The following is a 17,142-nucleotide window of genomic DNA, read 5'->3' as shown; positions in this document are numbered from 1 at the left end:
TGAAATACTCCAATTCCGATATAATTGAGGCTGTTTTTTAACTACGAGCGCATTCCTGCCGAATTATTATTCCGACGGATTATTAGTTAATTTAATTAATGAATTTTTTATAGGCATGGGAAAGGAGCGAGATATCTTCGCCTGAAAAAATCCATAAAAATCAGTGTAAAGCCGATTTTATTTATTTTTATCTAAAATATAACGCCTGTGCTTGCTAAAAAGTATGGGTTAAATATAGACGCTAATTTTGGTTTAACCATTAAAAAAATTAATCAATATATGGGTGCACTAAAAACAGGGAGAGAAGGAAGATGCGAGTATTTGGCGGTTGGTGCGTTGACGCGGCTTGCCCGATAAGTCGGTGATGATGCCCAGTGATTGATGACATAAAATAAAGCAAACTCATTGTGGCAAAATGTAGCATCAATGATGGGGCTTGAGGACATTCTGATCGCCGGTATGGATGGTCTGAAAGGCTTTCCAGATGCGATAAACAGCGTGTATCCGCAGACCCACATTCAACGCTGCATTATCCGCTAGGCAATGTATACCTCGAACGCCATTGAATTACTGAACAGCGTCATTGAAGTGATGTGATGGACGCCCCTTCCTAAGATAGTCAGTGCCATACTTTTACTGACTGCATTAATCTGGGAGTAACATCACATGAATACGAGCAGCGTTGTTGGTATCGATATTGCCAAATCTGTTTTTCAAGTCTGTGTCTGGATGGTTGATGGTTCAGTTGCCCGGAACAGAAAAATATCGCGCTAGAAATCACTGAACCGTACCGGGTTTCCTGGAGACTAAACTCTCAGTGGAAGGCGATCCTAAATGAAATCAAAATCAGCAAACCGTTATCCGCCAGAGCTACGTGAACGTGCCGTCAGGATGATTCTTGAACACCGCGCTGAATATGACTCCGAGCCGGATGCCATTCGCGCCATCTCATCAAAAATTGGCTTGTCATTACGATACCTTGCGGGCCTGGCTGCGACAGCACAGAACTGATACTCATGGCGATGTTTCCCCCAGAAATTTTGATGATGGGAGACTGACTGTTGATGAACGCTGGCGTTTAAAAGAACTGGAGCGTGAAAATCGGGAACTCCGCCGAAGCAATGACATATTGCGTCAGGCCTCTGCTTATTTTGCGCAGGCGGAGATCGACCGCCACTGGAAAAAATAATGCCACTTATGGAACGTCTGAGTGGTACGCACGGGGTCGGGCCGGTATGTCGCGAGCTGGATATTGCCACGTCGACATATTACTGGCATCAGCAACGCCGGCAGCACCCCGAAAAATGTCGCCAACGAGAAAAGCGTGATGCTCAGATCAGCCTGGAGATAAAACGCGTTTATGAAGAAAATTACCGTGTTTACGGGGCACGAAAAGTTGCTCCGCGAGGGCTTCAGCGTTGCACGATGTACTGTGGAGCGTCTGATGAAAATGATGGGTCTGCGGGGCGTACTCCGTGGCAAGGTCATCAGGACTACGATCAGCCGCAAAACAGCGGCGGCAGCAGAGCGGGTAAACCGTCAGTTCGTGGCAGAGTGCCCCAATCAACTTTGGTGGACGCCTACGATAATGCTCTGGCCGAGAGTATCAACGGCCTTTACAAAGCTGCATACACCGTAAAAGCTGGAAAAATCAGGTAGAAGTGGAGTTGGCAACGCTGGCGTGGGTGGACAGGTACAACAATCGACGGTTGCTCGAACGCATCGGTCACATACCACCAGTGGAAGCCGAGAAAGCATATTATGCTTCCAGAAAATGTAACAATCTGGCAGCCTGAGCGTCCTGCTTTAACCCTCTCCAAGAAAACCGGGGCGGTTCACTCCCCGTTCAATTCCCGGACCGTCCTCTCCAATACCACGTTGAAATTTTTGCGAACAAACCAAGGCGAGCAATCTGCAAGCTGTAGCGCCTTAGTTATCCCCAGCACACCCAGTTTCTTGCTGATCCGCCTTCCACCCCCCCAGACTTCATCGACTGGCATGTGCCCCAACAACTTCCTTTGCCGGGTCGGACAAATCCACCACGCCGCCGGTTTTGCTCCATTTCTTGGCCGAGAAGTTAGCCGCCTTTGCCAGGGTTTTTGTCTGCGCGATCCCTATAACAACTGTCAAACCCGTTTCCATGAGAATGCGCTCTCTCACTTCACGACCAAACTGCTCAAGTTGCCTGCACTGGCTCACACCCGTCAGATCAAGGAATGCCACATCAATCGAATAGATTTCCAATGCAAGCGCCATCTCTTCAAGCAAAGCCATCACTCTGCTCGACATGTCCGCATTTATGTGGAATAGAAAGTCAACACACTGATGTGCCCTGTAGCTCACGGTCTCTGGTTGGCTTGATAGGCAGGATGACCATCGTTCATGGAACCACGGTAGCTTAGCTGACCACTCAAGGGCGTTTAATCCAGAAGCCTTCTATGCAGTAAGGAACATCACGATGGGAATTTGCGTTTCCAAACCTAGCGTCCGGCATGACTATAACGAAGATTATGGGAGAAATTATGGCGCTGATACCGACCAAGCATCTTCAAGCCCTTCAAGTTCCGACAGCGAATGGGAGCAATTCCCTACGCACTCGCCTAGGCAACCTGTAGCTGCTGACATACCCGACAGAGCCAAGTACAAGATTTCAGCGCTCCGCGAGTCGTACTACAGATCACTGATGAGTTCAAATCCGGATCTCTTGCATTATGCAAAAAACATACTCGACAATATAGAATACCGACAGTCCAACATTGATACACTCCAACTTGACGTTCAAAGCCTGGGATCGCTTGTCTCAGCTTATAACACAAGCTATTCACAACTTAACCTTCATTGTTTCGACTCGCGCTTCACATTCCTCGATCATTTACAAAGTCATAATGAGCCTGGCGCGTGGCGTGGCGTTTTTCGGCTAAATCCGCCCTCGCTTCACCACGTTGCGGTGGACGTACGTAACCACGCCAATGGTCAAAAGACGCTGATCGTATTGGAGCCCATTACCGCCTATAAGGATGATGTTTACCCTCCTGCTTACTTACCGGGCTATCCTCAACTGCGCGAGGAGGTCAATACGCGATTTCGAGGAAATGCTAAGATGTCTGTCATAGAGACTGATGCACAACGCTCATGGCACGACTGTGTTATATTTTCGCTTAACTTTGCTTTGTGCGCCTACCAAAAAGATAGTGTCTTTGACAGTCTTCATGAAACTTTGGCTGATAGTGGCTATTGTTTTCCAGAGACTGAAGATAGCCGATCGCGACTTGCCAGAGGAATAGAATTGGTTGACGGAAAGCAAGTGCTGCCTGCCGTATTTTATAAACATGCGCATTCCCGTGGCACAGTGACTGCTGTAGCGAACGCTCAGCCCCACATAGCAAACGATATTGTCAGCACAAACCGGTCCTCTTCCAGAGAAACGTTAAACGAACGTGCTGAGGCATTCCGTGTCTATCGGGTGGGGGGTGATCCAGAAAATTATAGTATGTCTATCGAGTCGTCCCGAGCGCGGAAGATAAGAAAAGCCCTGGATAGCCAATAACCCGTTGCATCGACTCATTTAGATGGGCCTCCGTGAGAGAAAAGACACGCTAGGGAAACGCTGATTTATTCAAAACTTAGTTATTGACCCGTTATAAATCAAGGTTTCCAGAGAGTTCTCGGGGCAAAAAACGAGTAAATCAGCGGCTCCTTGGGACGCCCACGATTATTGGCTTTTTTTGCCGCGATCTCGATGGGCGTTTTGCCATCCAGCGTCGGTACATCATCGAGCTTTCGTATAAGTCCATCCAGCTTTTCCAGGTCACCCTCAACAATAGCCCGCTCATCCGCCGTCAGGGGCACGGCCTCCAAGTAATGTCCGATTGATGCTTTACTTTCTAAAGCCTGCGCTCTGGCGCTGGCTTTGGGAACATTAAAATCACAGCCGGCACATGCCATTCGATGGGGGCAACTGCTCAAGTGTCAGCGCCAGTGATATAAGACGGTAATTCACCATTTGGCTTGTCCGCTCCACCCAACATGTTGTTTCCTTGAGGTTCTCACACCAGAAAGGACATCAGCATGCTGAGCAGAGAGGACTTTTACATGATAAAGCAAATGCGCCAGCAGGGTGCGTATATTGTCGATATTGCCACTCAGGTGGGTTGTTCTGAGCGAACCGTCAGACGGTACCTGAAATACCCGGAACCTCCGGCCAGAAAAACACGCCACAAAATGGCTAAACTCAGGCCGTTCATGGACTATATCGACATGCGTCTGGCAGAGAACGTCTGGAACGGCGAGGTCATCCTCGCGGAAATCAAAACGATGGGTTATACCGGCGGCCGCTCCATGTTGCGTTACTACATCCAGCCCAAACGTAAGATGCGGCCATCGAAGAAAACAGTTCGCTTCGAAACCCAGCCCGGCTACCAGCTCCAGCATGACTGGGGGGAAATTGAGGCTGAGGTTGCCGGACAACGATGCAAAGTTAGCTTCGCGGTTAACACGCTGGGGTTCTCCCGCCGCTTCCATGTCTTCGCCGCACCAAAGCAGGATGCTGAGCATACCTATGAGTCTCTGGTTCGCGCCTTCCGCTACTTCGGCGGCAGCGTGAAAACCGTGCTGGTCGATAATCAGAAAGCCGCGGTGCTGAAAAATAACAACGGGAAAGTGGTGTTCAACTCCGGGTTCCTGCTGCTGGCCGACCACTATGGCTTCCTGCCACGGGCCTGCCGCCCGCGAAGGGCCAGAACCAAAGGTAAGGTGGAACGGATGGTGAAATACCTCAAGGAGAACTTCTTCGTCCGGTACCGCCGGTTCGACAGCTTCGCCCATGTTAATCAGTTACTGGAGCAGTGGATGGCTGACGTTGCTGACCGACGGGAACTTCGCCAGTTCAGGCAGACACCGGAACAGCGCTTCACGCAGGAACAGGAGCATCTTCAGCCGTTACCGGATACTGACTTCGATACCAGCTACTTCGATATCCGCCATGTCTCCTGGGATGGCTATATCGAGGTTGGCGGAAACCGTTACAGCGTACCGGAAAGCCTTTGTGGTCAGCCGGTCTCAATACGGATCTCGCTGGATGATGAGCTGCGGATCTACAGTAATGAGCAGCAGATGGCATCGCACCGGCTCTGTTCGGCTTCATCCGGCTGGCAGACCGTGCCGGAGCATCACGCCCCGCTCTGGCAGCAGGTCAGTCAGGTGGAACATCGCCCGCTAAGTGCGTATGAGGAGCTGTTGTGATGCACGAACTGGAGGCACTGCTGGGTCGTCTGAAAATGGAACATCTGGGCTACCACGTCGAAAGCCTGCTGGAGCTGGCGGCCAAAAAAGAGCTGAACTACCGCGAGTTCCTGTGTATGGCGCTGCAACAGGAATGGAACGGGAGACATCAGCGAGGTATGGAGTCTCGGCTAAAACAGGCACGGTTCCCGTGGGTCAAAACGCTGGAGCAGTTCGACTTCGGCTTCCAGCCAGGTATAGATCGTAAGATCGTCCGGGAACTGGCCGGGCTGGCGTTCGTGGAGCGCAGCGAGAACGTGATCCTGCTGGGGCCGCCAGGTGTGGGTAAAACCCACCTGGCAGTAGCACTCGGGGTAAAAGCGGCTGATGCTGGTCACCGGGTGCTGTTCATGCCACTGGATAAGCTGATCGCCACACTTATGAAGGCAAAGCAGGAAAACCGGCTGGAAAAACAGCTACAGCAGCTTGGTTACGCCCGGGTGCTGATACTGGATGAGATAGGCTATCTGCCAATGACCCGCGAGGAGGCCAGTCTGTTCTTCCGGTTGCTGAACCGTCGGTATGAGAAAGCAAGTATCGTACTGACGTCAAATAAAGGGTTCGCCGACTGGGGAGAGATGTTCGGCGATAACGTGCTGGCAACGGCAATCCTGGATCGGCTGCTACACCACTCAACCACACTGAACATCAAAGGAGAAAGCTACCGGTTAAAGGAAAAACGCAAAGCCGGAGTGCTGGCAAAAAACGCCACGCCAATCAGTGATGATGAAATGGCGGAAAGTGGGCAACATTAATGACCAATAGCGGACATTAAAAATGGCGAAAAATGGCCAACAATCCTGGCGTTGACACCGGAGCGCCATCTTTTCGCTGATGCGGCCAACTTCTACGCTACCGGCCTGCATGAGCTGGTTCACTGGAGTGGGGGTAAAAAACGCCTGAACCGTGAAATGAAAGGGAAGTTTGGCAGTGCGGATTATGCAGAGGAAGAACTTGTCGCGGAGCTGGGAAGTGCTTTTCTGATGGCGGATTTGGGGATTGTCGGAGAGGTGCAGCATGAAAGCTATATTGCCTCATGGCTCGAGGCGCTGAAAAACGACAAGCGCTATGTTTTCAAAGCGGCCAGCGCCGCCTCAAAAGCGCATCGTTACCTGATGGATAAACTTTGATTCTGGGACCGGACACCGCAAAGGAGTGCGGTTTCATGGTTTTTAACCGGCAACGCGGCGAGGCGCAGACTGAGGCGGAACGCAGTGCAGCGAGTACCGAACAGTCTGCACCTCGCAGTGGAATAAAAATTACCCGGCTTGTCGGTATTGCCGCCAAGCCGGGTAAGGTCATCATGATGACCTGGGTAAAACTTACATATAGTTATCTAATTACAGGTGTGTCAGTTCATCAAGCGTATAAATGCGAAAAACATTGCGGTGACGTGCTTCCAACGGTATGTGCTGATGATTGACGATGACGTGTTTGATGCTGCCAAACAGCAGTTCAAGCGCCCGTTTTTTCTGTAGGTCCGGTACGATATAAAAGACGTAAATCCAGTTCTTTTGTGTCCGGGCCAGCAAATGGCTGGCGATAATCGCCTGGTAGCGAGCTTTGGTTTTCAGGCGGCGCTCGGTTTCTACTGCGATGACCTGTCCGTCAGGGAGTGTGATGAGTCCATCCGGACGGTGTTTGACCTGATACTGGCTGAGGAACGTTGAGCGATCGCCGTTTACCCATCCGGATGCGCCTTTTTTCTCCAGGATGAGCCTAGCAACCTGATTATCAAGGTGGTGCTCCAGCGTCCAGCCGGTGATTTTTGACGGTTCAAAGCGTGCCGGGAAAATGTCATCGTCCGGCGTTAAAACGATAGCCAGTCCGTCGCTGGTTATGCCCCACAACGACATTTTCATCGTCCGTGATTCAAACACATGCTTTTGTATTAACCCCATTCGTTCAGTTTTTGTCAGCAGCGTATACAGCGATTTGTGATCCCTGAAGCCAAACAGCAGCATCAGCGTTTTAAAGTCGCTGTAGGTTTCTTCCTTCAGGAAATTCAGCAGCCTTTTTATCTTCTCGCTGTTGCGAGCGATGCGCTCGTTATGCGTGGCGATAAGCATGACTCCTCCTAAAAATTGAGCAAGGACGGTGTTTCGTCATCATCAGATCTCGGTTTTGTTGATTTTCTTTCCCCTTCAAAGAAAAGGTCTGGCTGGGTTACGGTGACATTGGGCGTTGAAACGGGAGGTACATTTTCCTCGTCGAAGTCCAGCGCGACTTTTGCCGGCGCTGCCGACGCGGCAATATCCGGAGAAACGGAACAGATCTCCAGCTCGCGTTTTTGTACCTTGATGGGGGAAATCAGTGAGGCCGAGGGTAGCGTTGTCGTCGTAAAGATAAAGCTGACAAAATCGGGCAGGTTCAGGATCATATTGCTGTCGATAAAGAAACGCTCGGCCTGCCTGATGGTGCGTTCACTGTCGATAGTCTCTGTTAGCACGGCATCGGTTTTCGCCTTGCGGACTTCATCATCCACTAATATGGTGCCGGACATTCTCGCCACCCATTCCGCTGTATCCGGGTCCATAACGCGGTATACCAGCTTGAATTTGGCGTTTTCAACGACGGCGCCGACAACAGCATCGCCTTTTAAATCCGCCGGGCAGTCTTTTAAATCGGCGACGGACTGATGCGCCATGATGATATGCACGCCTTTATCCCGCGCCGCGCCTAACCCCTCCAGAGCTGGTTTTGACAGATGGTATTTCAATTCGTCGAGAAAGATGGCTATGGATCGGGGCGTTTCTTTTACCCGGTCGCGCCTTTCTGCTAACTGGTAAAGTCGCACCAGCAGCATGCGCTGGGCGGTGATAATCTTGCTATTGCGCATTGAGCCGATGACATAGCAGCAGCCACCTTCATCAAAAACCGATTGGAGTGAAAATCCTGTCGGCGCGTTGATGGCATTGAGCAACGCCAGCTCTTCAATCTTGCCGAAAAAGGCTTTGATATTTTCCGCGATACCTTGAACATATTCGCCGTTATAAATATCGCGGATAGTCGAGGATGGGTGATGACTGACAAATTGCGCCGCCATGCGTGCGGCCTTTCTATCGTCGATACGGTAAAAGTCCGATTCCTGCCCTTTCTCCGCCAGACTGAAACCGGCGACAAAAAGCTCTTCCAGTTCATCGGGCGTGATATCTTCAATCAGATTTAACTGGTATTGCGGTTTTCGCAGGTCAATTAAGGCAAAGGGTTTGCCTGCATCCTCGCAGGCTTTGCGGTAAAGGTGCGGTGCCCATTCATCATCCTTTGGGTCCATAATAAATACACCTTCACCCGCCAGGATACTTTGGTAAAGCAATATACCGGTGGCAACCCCTTTACCGGCTCCAGTTGTGCCGATAATATCCGCATGTTGTCTTTGCCAGTCTTTTAACGGGAGATGCATCGGTTTTTCATCACGGTCTATCCCGATAAAAATACCCTTATTTAGGTTGATATAATCAAGCGGATTATAATGCAGCGTTTCCGGCAGCAGCGATTTTACCGTGCGGACATCTGTGCGTAATTCTCGTTCAAGACTGGTCTTTTTGATGAGTCGTTTCTTTATTTTATCCAGCTCGGGGGTTAATACTCTGCGTAGCAGAATATGGAAAATAAAACCCGTTACGGTAAAGGCAATCAGCACCAGCCATGCTAGAACGGGAATGCTGGCGACTACACGGCCTTTATAAAGCCACTGGAAAATCCAGATAACAACCGGGGCCATCGTACCGTAAAGAAAACACTGTATGGAAAAAGCAATAATCAGCTTTTGCCACAACGGGGCTTTTTGCCGTTCTTCGCTTTTCATCGAAGCGAAAAACGGCATCGTCAGCCCCGATAACAGCGCCAGCATCAGCTGGTGCTGTTGCATAAAAGCAATGAAGCTCAGCGCGCCATTCACTATCGGCGAGAGTGAAACTGCCAGCTTATTCAAAATCACGATGCCTCCTTTGTCAGCAGTTCGCCCCATGACATCGCCCCATCAGTTCGCCCCATGGTGTCGGGCGAAAAGGCGGGGCGAGAGTATGGGGTTAAAGAAGGTGGCCGCTGTGCGGCCATGTTCAGGAAAGCATGCTTCCCTGCCCGAACGGCGTGCGCCAGTTCATGCGGGCTGGACGCCCTTATGATATGTCACATGGGGGTAATGTCGCGGCTGTACGCCGCGCCAAAACCCCCAAGGTCAAAGGCGGCACACCGTCGCCCGCTACGCGCGACCACCCCCTTTGAGACGCCGTTTTTCGCCTATTTTTTCTTTTGTCCGTTCCGGCCAAGCGAAAAAATGGGAAAACGCCTTCAAAGCGGGTGGTCGCGCCACGTTACCGGCTTTGGGCCGGAGACTTAGCCGCGACGGTGTGCGGGGCTGCGCCCCCCAAATAAACCGCTATCGTGGGCGATAGCTTTTCGCTCGCTGGGGCGGCGAAATTTATTCGGCTCCCCCCGCCAGCTCGGTTCACCTGGGGGTGAGCGCTCGCTGGTGGGTTCGGCGACGCAAATTAACAATTTCTTTGAAATTGAATTTACTCGCCTTACGCCACTTTAAAATTTTTGCTGACGCATAAATTTTAAAGCCCAAAAATCGCCGTCTGCTCGTAATGTATATCTGGTTAAAGGCACGTATTCCTGCGGCAGTATTTGATAGGCTGAGAATTCGTCTGTTGTCTCGTGTATGCCACTGTATTCGTAAGCTTTTTTTACTAAGGAATACGAATGAAAAAACAAAGCCGGCATTCTCTGGATTAGGCCTGTGCAGAATAGCGTTAAGCCTTATCCGTTTTCTTGATAGTATTTCTCAAGGTAATCCACATCACTTACACAGTTTACCAGTCAGACGAGCCTGCTGTCGGGTGGGAATATGTTCTTTCCACTCTGGGCCCATCGATGACGACAAATAATATTCGATATACCAGAGGGGGATGCATGACTATTGAGTATCTCGTCACTGTCTTCATTATATGCCTGTCGCCAGGGATAGGCGTGGTTTATACGCTTTCGGCAACATTAGGGGGTGGTTTGCGGGCGGGGTTTTGGGCCGCAATCGGATGCACCATTGCTACCATCATTCACCTTATGGTCGCTATGGCCGGTTTGGCCGCTATTCTGCATACCAGCGCGTTATTGTTTCAGAGCATTAAGTTTGCTGGCGTGGCTTATCTGCTCTGGATGGCATGGGCGGTGCTGAATGACCGGGGAGGCCTATCCGTGAAACCCGGGACGTCGGCTACGTCCATACGGCTGATCTGGCGCGGCATTTTGCTGAACATTCTCAACCCTAAGCTCCCGTTATTCTTCGTGGCGTTTATCCCCCAGTTTGTGCCGGTTGGCAGCACGCCAAGCCTGCTGATCGAGCTTGGCCTAGTTTTCACACTGATGACATTTGCTGTGTTCATGGGCTATGTTCTATTGGCATCCACCGGCCGCCAACGCCTGCTGCAAAGCGCCCGGGCGATGGGGTGGATGCGGCGGGCATTTGCCGCTTCTTTTACCGCTCTGGGATTAAAGCTCGCCATCGAAGGGGGACGATAGCCATGATCGACTACACAACACTTTTGACATACTGCGCTATCGTACTGGGCTTCGTTTTCATTCCCGGTCCGGCGACGCTGCTAACTATCGCGCGTGCGACAACATCAGGAACGAAAATCGGTATCGTGACCGGTGCGGGCATTTCAGTTGCTGATATCATCCACACCTTGTTCGCTGTCGTGGGTATTTCCGCTATTATTGCTGCATCGTCCACTCTGTTCGGCATCATAAAATATCTGGGGGCAATCTATTTGCTCTATCTTGGCGTCAGGACCATCAGACAAAGGGAAACAGTCATACCTGAGCAGGAACGGGTACGCTTGTCGGTGGGGCGGGCCTTTCGACAAGCGGTATTAACCGAGTTGTTTAATCCCAAAACGACACTCTTTTTCCTGGCTTTTTTGCCGCAATTTGTACGCCCGGAAAACGGTGTCGTTTTCCTGCAACTTCTATTGCTGGGCGTACTGTTTGCGATGATAGGGTTCGGGAGTACGCTTATCTTTGCGCTGGGGGCGGGTAAAATGGGGAATTTCCTGCGTCGTTATCCGAGCGTGCTAAAGTGGCAAGGTAAAGTTGTCGGCTGTATTTACTGTGGTCTCGGGATCCGACTCGCGCTTCAGCAGCGTTAAGTTAATGAGCGGCATTGCCTTGTCGATTCCACCATCGGTGGTATGAATGATGATTCTAAAATTCATTATCTGATTGAAAAAAAATCATCTTTCTTCCTTCAATCCATTTATACAAGAAGTGCCAATTGAGCTAGCGAAGCAAGCCAGTAAGACGCTGGCGGCTCTTGTTCAAGGATGCGATCTGCCGATCGATCTGTTCAAGTTGTTCTCTGATCCGCGATTTCAGCGCATAGCACAAAGGCGCGGGGTTCGCGCCTGATGGTACGCAGGCTAACAAATCTCGAATAGCCGCCAGCGGGAGACCTGCCCCGTTGAGCAGGGCAATGTCTTTGATTCTTTGTACGTCTTCGACCCCATAACGACGATAGCCTGATTCAGATCGCGAGGGATTAAGTAAACCTTTCTGCTCGTAGTAGCGCAACATCCGTATGCTGACGCCGGTTCGTGATGAAAGTTCGCCGATTTTCATTTTCGCTCTTGACTCTGACAGTACTGTCAGAGTCTAACATTGGCTCAATTCAACAACAATGAAAGGAGCGACAACCATGCTTAAACTTATCATGTGCGTGAAGCGCTTGCCTGAACTCACCAGAGAAGAGTTCGACGCCTATTGGCGCAACAGCCATGCATCGTTGGTACGCAAGTATGCGGCGATACTGGGTATTCGTAGATACATTCAGACCTATCCCTTGTGTAATTTAGCGGCCCAACGCGCATTAGAACAAGGGAGAGGGAGTGATCGCGCCGATTTTGATGGCTGCGCGGAATTGTGGTGGGATGATCTGGACGCCCATCTGACGGCGAGAAAAACGGTAGACGGTCTTAAAACGCTGCAAGCGCTTATTGACGACGAACGCCGGTTTGTGGATCTGTCACGGTCCCAACTTTGGTATGGTGAGGAGCGCGCAATTCTTTAACCAAGCCGGCAGGAATTGAGCGGCTTTCAATGCCATCGTTCCTTTATCCTGTCGTGGAACGTGGTCAGCCGCGCACCCGACCATAGCGCGATAATATTTGACTGACGGCGGCCGGATCGGCGCCGGCGCACTGCGCGAGAAAATCCCGGCGCATCTCAAACGTCTTGCCCGGATTGAAGCGATGGTGTTTTTTAAAGGCGTTGATGCTGAAAAAGGCGCGCTCCGCCTGGCGGCATTCGCTGCCGCCGCCGTTGCCGGTTGCCTTTCCATACATGCACAACACCGCTTCGCAGGGATCGGCCGCCAATGACGGCGCGGAAAAGCCGGCGGCCAGGCACAGGAGCGCCGCCGCGATAAGGGTATTTTTCATGGTGGTATCCTTTTATTGCAGCAGATAAAGGTCGGGGGAATTGCGAACGTGGATGACCGTCGCGGTCAGCGGTAAAAATATATCTCGACGGCATGACCGATGAAGCGGTCGGCGGCTTTAGGCTGATAAATTACGACGGCGCGATAACCGTGTTTTCTCAGCCAGGTTTTCGCTGTGAAATAACTTGCCCCATCGGACGCACTGACGACGGCCTGTTTTGAGTGCGCGACGGCATACCAGACGCCGGGCGGATATATGGCCTCGGGGCTGAACACCATGGACATCGACCAGCTGCCGTCGACATGGGCGGACGGTATGACGATGCGGTTTTCCGACCACTGCGGCAGCGTGGCGTTAACGGCAACGCCGGGGGTATCCCAGGCGGGCTGAACCGGCTCCGGCGGCGATGCGCAGCCGGAAAGCGCCGCCAGCGCCGCGCCGGCGTACAGTATCTCAACGGCTCGCCTCATTGAAGACCTCCTTCATTCTGCTCAAGTGAAGCGGTTTAAAATAAATCGCGCCCATGCGGCGAATATCGCCGTGAATATCGACGCTGACGATCACGTCCACGCTGTTAAGCACCTTGCGCAGCAGCACCGCGAACGGAATATTCCGGCAGTCGGGATGTTCATAACAGCGGTCGATAATCCCTTCGATGCAGGCTTCGGGGTTGCCCGCGTGCATCGAGGTGATCAGCCCCTCATGCCCGGAACCGATGATTTTCAGCGCGTCCCAGGCCTCCCGACCGCGAATTTCCGCCAGCAGGATCCGATCCGGATTCATGCGGTAGTTGGCGCGGATCAGCCTGCCGGGGGTGACGATGGCATCCGCTCCGGCGTCCGCCGGATAGAACAGGTGGACATAATTGGCGTGGCGGTAAAAGCGGATTTCCGGATTGTCTTCGATGGTGGTCAGCCTGAGATGCGGCGGAATATAGTGCAGCAGCGTTTTCATATAGGTGGTTTTACCCGACCCGGTTTCACCAACGATAAAGAGGGTTTTGCCGTATTCGACGGCTTTTTCCATAAAGCGCGGGATTTCTCCCCGATGATAGTAACCGGCCAGCTCATCGTCCTTGCTTTCAATTTGCTCCTTACCGGTCACCCGCTGATAAAACCCGGCGTCTATCCAGGACCGATGCGTTCTCTGCGCGAATGAGGGTTTGCGCAGCGTGATGGAAACGGTGTCGCGCTCGCAGGCCGGGGGCATAATGGTCTGGATGCGCTCGCCGGATCCCAGCGTGGCGGACAGGATCGGCGAGGTTTCATCCACGTTGTCCTCATTCCAGGAAGCGAGCGCCTTGGCGAACGCAAGGCACTGACGCAGCGTTACCGGGGCGTCGCGCTTTTGCCATTTTCCGTGGATCTTGACGTGGATTTCGCCGGGGCGGTTAATGGCGATCTCGGTCAGACCCGCCAGCGGCAGTAAATCGCCGAACAGCCGGTTTTTCATAAACTCAAGGGACAGATTCTCAGCGCGCATACCACCTCGTTTTCAGTCGCAGTTGATAAACAGAAGAGAAATCGATATCCGTGCCGGTCATGATGCCGATAATATCGCCCTGATTCAGGTACATCGTGGGCGGGATATTGATGCTGTTTTCCAGCGTCGTTTTCGCCATTTCCGCCGTGGCCGCGCGGGTGTTTTCGGTGTAGTCGGTATTGCGATCTTTGCCCGGCGCGGAATCCGACGCCGCGGCGGCCACATCCTGCACGGTACTCAGCATCAGGGCATTGCCGAACCGCGTCCAGAAATGGCTGTCGACCCAGCCGGCGATGCCGGCTTCGCCCAGTTGGCCGCTGGCCTGCGTATCGACCAGCGGGATTTGCAGGCTGCCGGGCTCCGGCGTGCGCAGTTCCGTCCAGAGGACGAACAGCCGGCCGCGGCCGTGTTGCAGCGCGCCGGTGCGATAGACGCCTCTGGCGACGGTGCCCGCCGGGATCAGCTTCACATGGTGGCTGGCGCTGTAGACGTCCTCGCTGATAAGGCAGGAAAGCGCGCCGCCCACGTCGGAAACGAAGCGGCGCATCATCGAGCACGGAATATAGCGGTCGACCGGGATATAGAGATCCGGATCGAGGTTCAGCCGCCGAACGCCGGTGACTTTCGCCACGCCCGGATTGTCCTGATCACCGTCGGCGCGGGTGGCGGCGGCATGCGGCTCGCGGGCGGTGGCTGCGCTGTTGCGCGGTTCGCTTGGTGCGCTGCGCGTAGCGCCGGGTTGCGCCGTTTCGGCGACGTTGCCCGGTCCGTCAGCCAGCGCCGCCGCCTTGTTCAGGACAGATGGCGTTGGTGACGGCGGCGCGATGCTTTGCGGCCGAGCGTTGTCCGCCATCGTTTCCGGCTTTTGGGGAGCGAACAGGCTGAACGGGTTCTCATCCATGCCGAGGTCGGTTCGTGGCGGGCGCGCCGCGCCGGCCGACGGCGGACCTGCGGCGTCGGCCGTCTTTTCATCGCCGTTTTTCATCGCCGTAAGAAAGTAATCGCCGCCGAGCGCCAGCGCCATCAGTAAGGCCAGACTCAGCAGGCTGACCAGCAGCGTTCGGCGACCGGCAGGTTTGCGAAAACGCGTCACTTCGGGCTGGCCGGGGGGCGTTTTCTGCTCCGACGCCTGGCCGGCCATTGCCGCGCGGGCGCGTTCGCGCGCCTCGGCTTCCAGCTCCGCCGTGGTTTTCGGCGCGTCTTCCGGGGGAAATTTATCGGTCATTTGGCCTCCAGCGTGACGTCGGGGGAGACGGTATCGCCGTTAGCCGCGGTCGCGTTGCCGAATGCCGAGTTCTCAATCCCGACGACCGCATTGCCGTAGCGCAGCACCAGGCGCGGCGACAGAGAACGCACCACCATCACGTTGTAGTTGCCCTGGCTGACAATCCGGGGCGTCACCGCTTGCTCCCGGCCGTTAACGACCGTAAAGGCGGAAGGCAGGATTTTCACGGGTGAAAAGCCGAGGTAGGTAAATCGGCCGTCGTCATAGGCGAAGTCCGGCGCGATGGCCGCCGATCCCGCCGCCACCCGTTTGGTGTAGCGCCAGTTGCGCGGAGTGCCCGCCTGCCGAAACGCCGCCGTTATCCGTTGCTTTTCCTGCGTTTCCCGTAGCTGTTTCTGGCGGGCGGCGCTGGCTGATGCGGATTGCTCGCGGACTTCGTCGGGATAGCGATAGAGGATAACGAAGGCCTGCGCGGGCGAGTCATGCTCCAGCACGTTCAGCTCCAGGCTGTAATCGCGTTTTGACGTCACCACAAACAGATTGGTTTTCCAGTCCTTCGCGGTCGGCAGAAACACCTGACTGACGTTGTTGCCGTTGGCATCGGTTACCGGCTGGGCGATGGGATTGGGGCTGACGGCCACCCGGTTATCGCGCCGGGTTACCGTCCAGCCTTTGGGAAAGCCCGCCTGCGCGTCGATAACGGTTTCATCGTCATCAAACAGCAGCGTGGTGACGTAGCCGGGGCGGGTATTTACAACCGTGGCGTTCCGGTTGTTATACGAGACGCTCTGCATCCGGCTGTCATACGCGCTGCCGCGCGGCGTCGCCGCGCCCCAGACCGTCAATGACGTCAGGAGAAAAACGCAGGTCAGCATTCTTTTCAGCATCATTCGCTCCTTAGCTCTTTATCGCGCTGGTAGCTGGTGACGATGAACCCCAGCGGATTGACTTCACGCTGGCTGTCCGTCAGTTGTTTGCGCGGGAGGTAGCGGTAGGTCAGGCGAATATTCCAGATATCGGTTTTCACCGAATTATCCGCAATGCGGCGGAGAGTCCGCTTGATGCGTAACGTCGCCAGACGGTCGGGGGCCGTGGCGGGCGCGTGAACGTTGGAAATAATGTCGATGGCGACGACATAGTCCGCTTTGTTGAAAACAACGTCCGGCGCCTGGTCGCCGTTAAAGCCGTCCAGATAATCCTTGTTCACGCCGTCGCTGTTGAATAACTGCACATCGTCATAATCGCGCTGAAGGGAAAAATAGTTATAGCCTTCGCGGAGGCTGACGTACTGCGCCGCGAGGGAATGCGCGAGAGCCTCTTCCGTAGAGATATCCCGCTCTTTGATGCGGGTCATAAAGTCATAACGCCCGGTCTGTTTATCCACCGACCAGAGTTCGATTTCGGTGGTTTTCAGCGGCAGCAGGATGATAATGGCCGCAATCGCCATCGCGGCCAGAAAAAATCCGACCGCCGCCATCAGCCAGGCACGCTTTTTCTCGCGGGCGTCTCTCTCCAGGATGACCGATTCAAAGGCCCTGGATGCGCCAATAACGTCGTTAATCTCGGGCATGGTTTGTCAGTTCCTGGATAGTGGTCGGGGAATTCACCGGCTGTGGTTCGCCGGATACCGGCGGCAGGCCGCCGTTGTGCCGTACGCAGCCCGTGAGCGCGCACAGCATCAGCAATAACAGGCTGAATTTCATGTGGATTCCTCTG

17 protein-coding genes, 4 pseudogenes and 1 other annotated feature are annotated in these 17,142 nt (G+C 53.5%); of the genes and pseudogenes, 9 read left to right on the top strand and 12 right to left on the bottom strand.

Features of this window, described 5'->3' with window-relative positions:
• Nucleotides 1-432: 432 nt before the first annotated feature.
• Together EH207_RS11140 and EH207_RS11130 are read left to right on the top strand one after the other, a co-directional pair.
• Nucleotides 433-534, top strand: a pseudogene (locus EH207_RS11140) (transposase); the annotation flags it as partial.
• 300 nt (nucleotides 535-834) lie between these two features.
• Nucleotides 835-1,796: pseudogene (locus EH207_RS11130) on the top strand (transposase).
• Nucleotides 1,144-1,260: a sequence feature (AL1L pseudoknot), on the top strand. (Overlaps the previous pseudogene by 117 nt.)
• Before the next feature lie 42 nt (nucleotides 1,797-1,838).
• On the opposite strand, the pseudogene EH207_RS11125 reads toward EH207_RS11130, so the two are convergent.
• Nucleotides 1,839-2,307, bottom strand: a pseudogene (locus EH207_RS11125) (Y-family DNA polymerase); the annotation flags it as partial.
• Between the two features lie 151 nt (nucleotides 2,308-2,458).
• Here EH207_RS11125 and xopJ point away from each other — a divergent pair.
• Nucleotides 2,459-3,547: a YopJ family type III secretion system effector XopJ gene (gene xopJ / locus EH207_RS11120; RefSeq protein WP_137714046.1), complete on the top strand. Its 1,089-nt coding sequence runs from the start codon at nucleotides 2,459-2,461 to the stop codon at nucleotides 3,545-3,547.
• Nucleotides 3,548-3,645: 98 nt separating this feature from the next.
• Here the strand turns inward: xopJ and EH207_RS18385 are convergent, their stop codons facing one another.
• Nucleotides 3,646-3,945 carry a hypothetical protein gene (locus tag EH207_RS18385; RefSeq protein WP_246048878.1) on the bottom strand — a complete coding sequence of 100 codons (300 nt, stop codon included), beginning with the start codon at nucleotides 3,943-3,945 and terminating at the stop codon, nucleotides 3,646-3,648.
• Nucleotides 3,946-4,068: 123 nt separating this feature from the next.
• On the opposite strand from EH207_RS18385, the gene istA reads away from it, so the two are divergent.
• From istA to EH207_RS11100, 3 genes and pseudogenes are all read left to right on the top strand, one after another.
• Entirely contained in the window at nucleotides 4,069-5,241 is a 1,173-nt protein-coding gene (gene istA, locus EH207_RS11110; RefSeq protein WP_009113448.1) for an IS21 family transposase, read from the top strand.
• Nucleotides 5,241-6,035, top strand: a complete 795-nt coding sequence (gene istB / locus EH207_RS11105; RefSeq protein WP_137712891.1) for an IS21-like element helper ATPase IstB — start codon at nucleotides 5,241-5,243, stop codon at nucleotides 6,033-6,035. Before istA ends, istB begins: the two co-directional genes overlap by 1 nt.
• Nucleotides 6,036-6,092: 57 nt before the next feature.
• Nucleotides 6,093-6,410, top strand: a pseudogene (locus tag EH207_RS11100) (zincin-like metallopeptidase domain-containing protein); the annotation flags it as partial.
• 210 nt (nucleotides 6,411-6,620) lie between these two features.
• On the opposite strand, the gene mobC reads toward EH207_RS11100, so the two are convergent.
• Both mobC and EH207_RS11085 read right to left on the bottom strand, forming a co-directional pair.
• Complete coding sequence (mobC, locus tag EH207_RS11090) at nucleotides 6,621-7,349, bottom strand: MobC family replication-relaxation protein (protein ID WP_137714044.1); 729 nt, start codon at nucleotides 7,347-7,349, stop codon at nucleotides 6,621-6,623.
• A gap of 8 nt (nucleotides 7,350-7,357) precedes the next feature.
• Entirely contained in the window at nucleotides 7,358-9,220 is a 1,863-nt protein-coding gene (locus EH207_RS11085; protein WP_137714043.1) for a type IV secretory system conjugative DNA transfer family protein, read from the bottom strand.
• 977 nt (nucleotides 9,221-10,197) lie between these two features.
• Here EH207_RS11085 and EH207_RS11080 point away from each other — a divergent pair.
• The gene (locus tag EH207_RS11080) at nucleotides 10,198-10,803 is read left to right on the top strand and encodes a LysE family translocator (RefSeq protein WP_137713201.1); all 606 of its coding nucleotides are present in this window, start codon (nucleotides 10,198-10,200) and stop codon (nucleotides 10,801-10,803) included.
• A 2-nt stretch (nucleotides 10,804-10,805) separates the two neighbouring features.
• Complete coding sequence (locus tag EH207_RS11075; RefSeq protein ID WP_137713202.1) at nucleotides 10,806-11,432, top strand: LysE family translocator; 627 nt, start codon at nucleotides 10,806-10,808, stop codon at nucleotides 11,430-11,432.
• A gap of 130 nt (nucleotides 11,433-11,562) precedes the next feature.
• Here the strand turns inward: EH207_RS11075 and EH207_RS11070 are convergent, their stop codons facing one another.
• Nucleotides 11,563-11,901, bottom strand: coding sequence for a MerR family transcriptional regulator (locus EH207_RS11070; protein ID WP_137713203.1), 339 nt, complete (start codon nucleotides 11,899-11,901; stop codon nucleotides 11,563-11,565).
• 76 nt (nucleotides 11,902-11,977) lie between these two features.
• Here EH207_RS11070 and EH207_RS11065 point away from each other — a divergent pair, with 76 nt between their 5' ends.
• Entirely contained in the window at nucleotides 11,978-12,349 is a 372-nt protein-coding gene (locus EH207_RS11065) for an EthD domain-containing protein (protein WP_137713204.1), read from the top strand.
• A gap of 64 nt (nucleotides 12,350-12,413) precedes the next feature.
• On the opposite strand, the gene EH207_RS11060 is transcribed toward EH207_RS11065, so the two are convergent.
• The 7 genes from EH207_RS11060 to EH207_RS18140 all read right to left on the bottom strand — a co-directional run bounded on the left by EH207_RS11060 (nucleotide 12,414) and on the right by EH207_RS18140 (nucleotide 17,129).
• On the bottom strand, nucleotides 12,414-12,719 hold the full coding sequence (locus EH207_RS11060; RefSeq protein WP_137713205.1) for a TrbM/KikA/MpfK family conjugal transfer protein: 306 nt from the start codon (nucleotides 12,717-12,719) through the stop codon (nucleotides 12,414-12,416).
• Between the two features lie 65 nt (nucleotides 12,720-12,784).
• Nucleotides 12,785-13,189: a cag pathogenicity island Cag12 family protein gene (locus EH207_RS11055; protein ID WP_137713206.1), complete on the bottom strand. Its 405-nt coding sequence runs from the start codon at nucleotides 13,187-13,189 to the stop codon at nucleotides 12,785-12,787.
• Nucleotides 13,173-14,201, bottom strand: coding sequence for a P-type DNA transfer ATPase VirB11 (gene virB11 / locus EH207_RS11050; protein ID WP_137713207.1), 1,029 nt, complete (start codon nucleotides 14,199-14,201; stop codon nucleotides 13,173-13,175). Before virB11 ends, EH207_RS11055 begins: the two co-directional genes overlap by 17 nt.
• Complete coding sequence (gene virB10 / locus EH207_RS11045) at nucleotides 14,191-15,426, bottom strand: VirB10/TraB/TrbI family type IV secretion system protein (protein WP_137713208.1); 1,236 nt, start codon at nucleotides 15,424-15,426, stop codon at nucleotides 14,191-14,193. Before virB10 ends, virB11 begins: the two co-directional genes overlap by 11 nt.
• Nucleotides 15,423-16,316 (bottom strand): P-type conjugative transfer protein VirB9, encoded by an 894-nt coding sequence (virB9, locus tag EH207_RS11040; protein ID WP_246048877.1) that lies wholly within the window; start codon nucleotides 16,314-16,316, stop codon nucleotides 15,423-15,425. Before virB9 ends, virB10 begins: the two co-directional genes overlap by 4 nt.
• Nucleotides 16,313-16,996: a VirB8 family type IV secretion system protein gene (locus EH207_RS11035; protein WP_009113433.1), complete on the bottom strand. Its 684-nt coding sequence runs from the start codon at nucleotides 16,994-16,996 to the stop codon at nucleotides 16,313-16,315. Before EH207_RS11035 ends, virB9 begins: the two co-directional genes overlap by 4 nt.
• Nucleotides 16,983-17,129, bottom strand: coding sequence for a hypothetical protein (locus EH207_RS18140; RefSeq protein ID WP_009113432.1), 147 nt, complete (start codon nucleotides 17,127-17,129; stop codon nucleotides 16,983-16,985). The genes EH207_RS11035 and EH207_RS18140 overlap by 14 nt, the downstream gene beginning before the upstream one ends.
• Nucleotides 17,130-17,142 lie beyond the last annotated feature (13 nt).

This window comes from Brenneria rubrifaciens, from assembly GCF_005484945.1.
In the GTDB taxonomy this organism is placed as follows: Bacteria; Pseudomonadota; Gammaproteobacteria; order Enterobacterales; family Enterobacteriaceae; genus Brenneria; species Brenneria rubrifaciens.
This window is presented reverse-complemented; position numbering and strand designations above follow the sequence as displayed.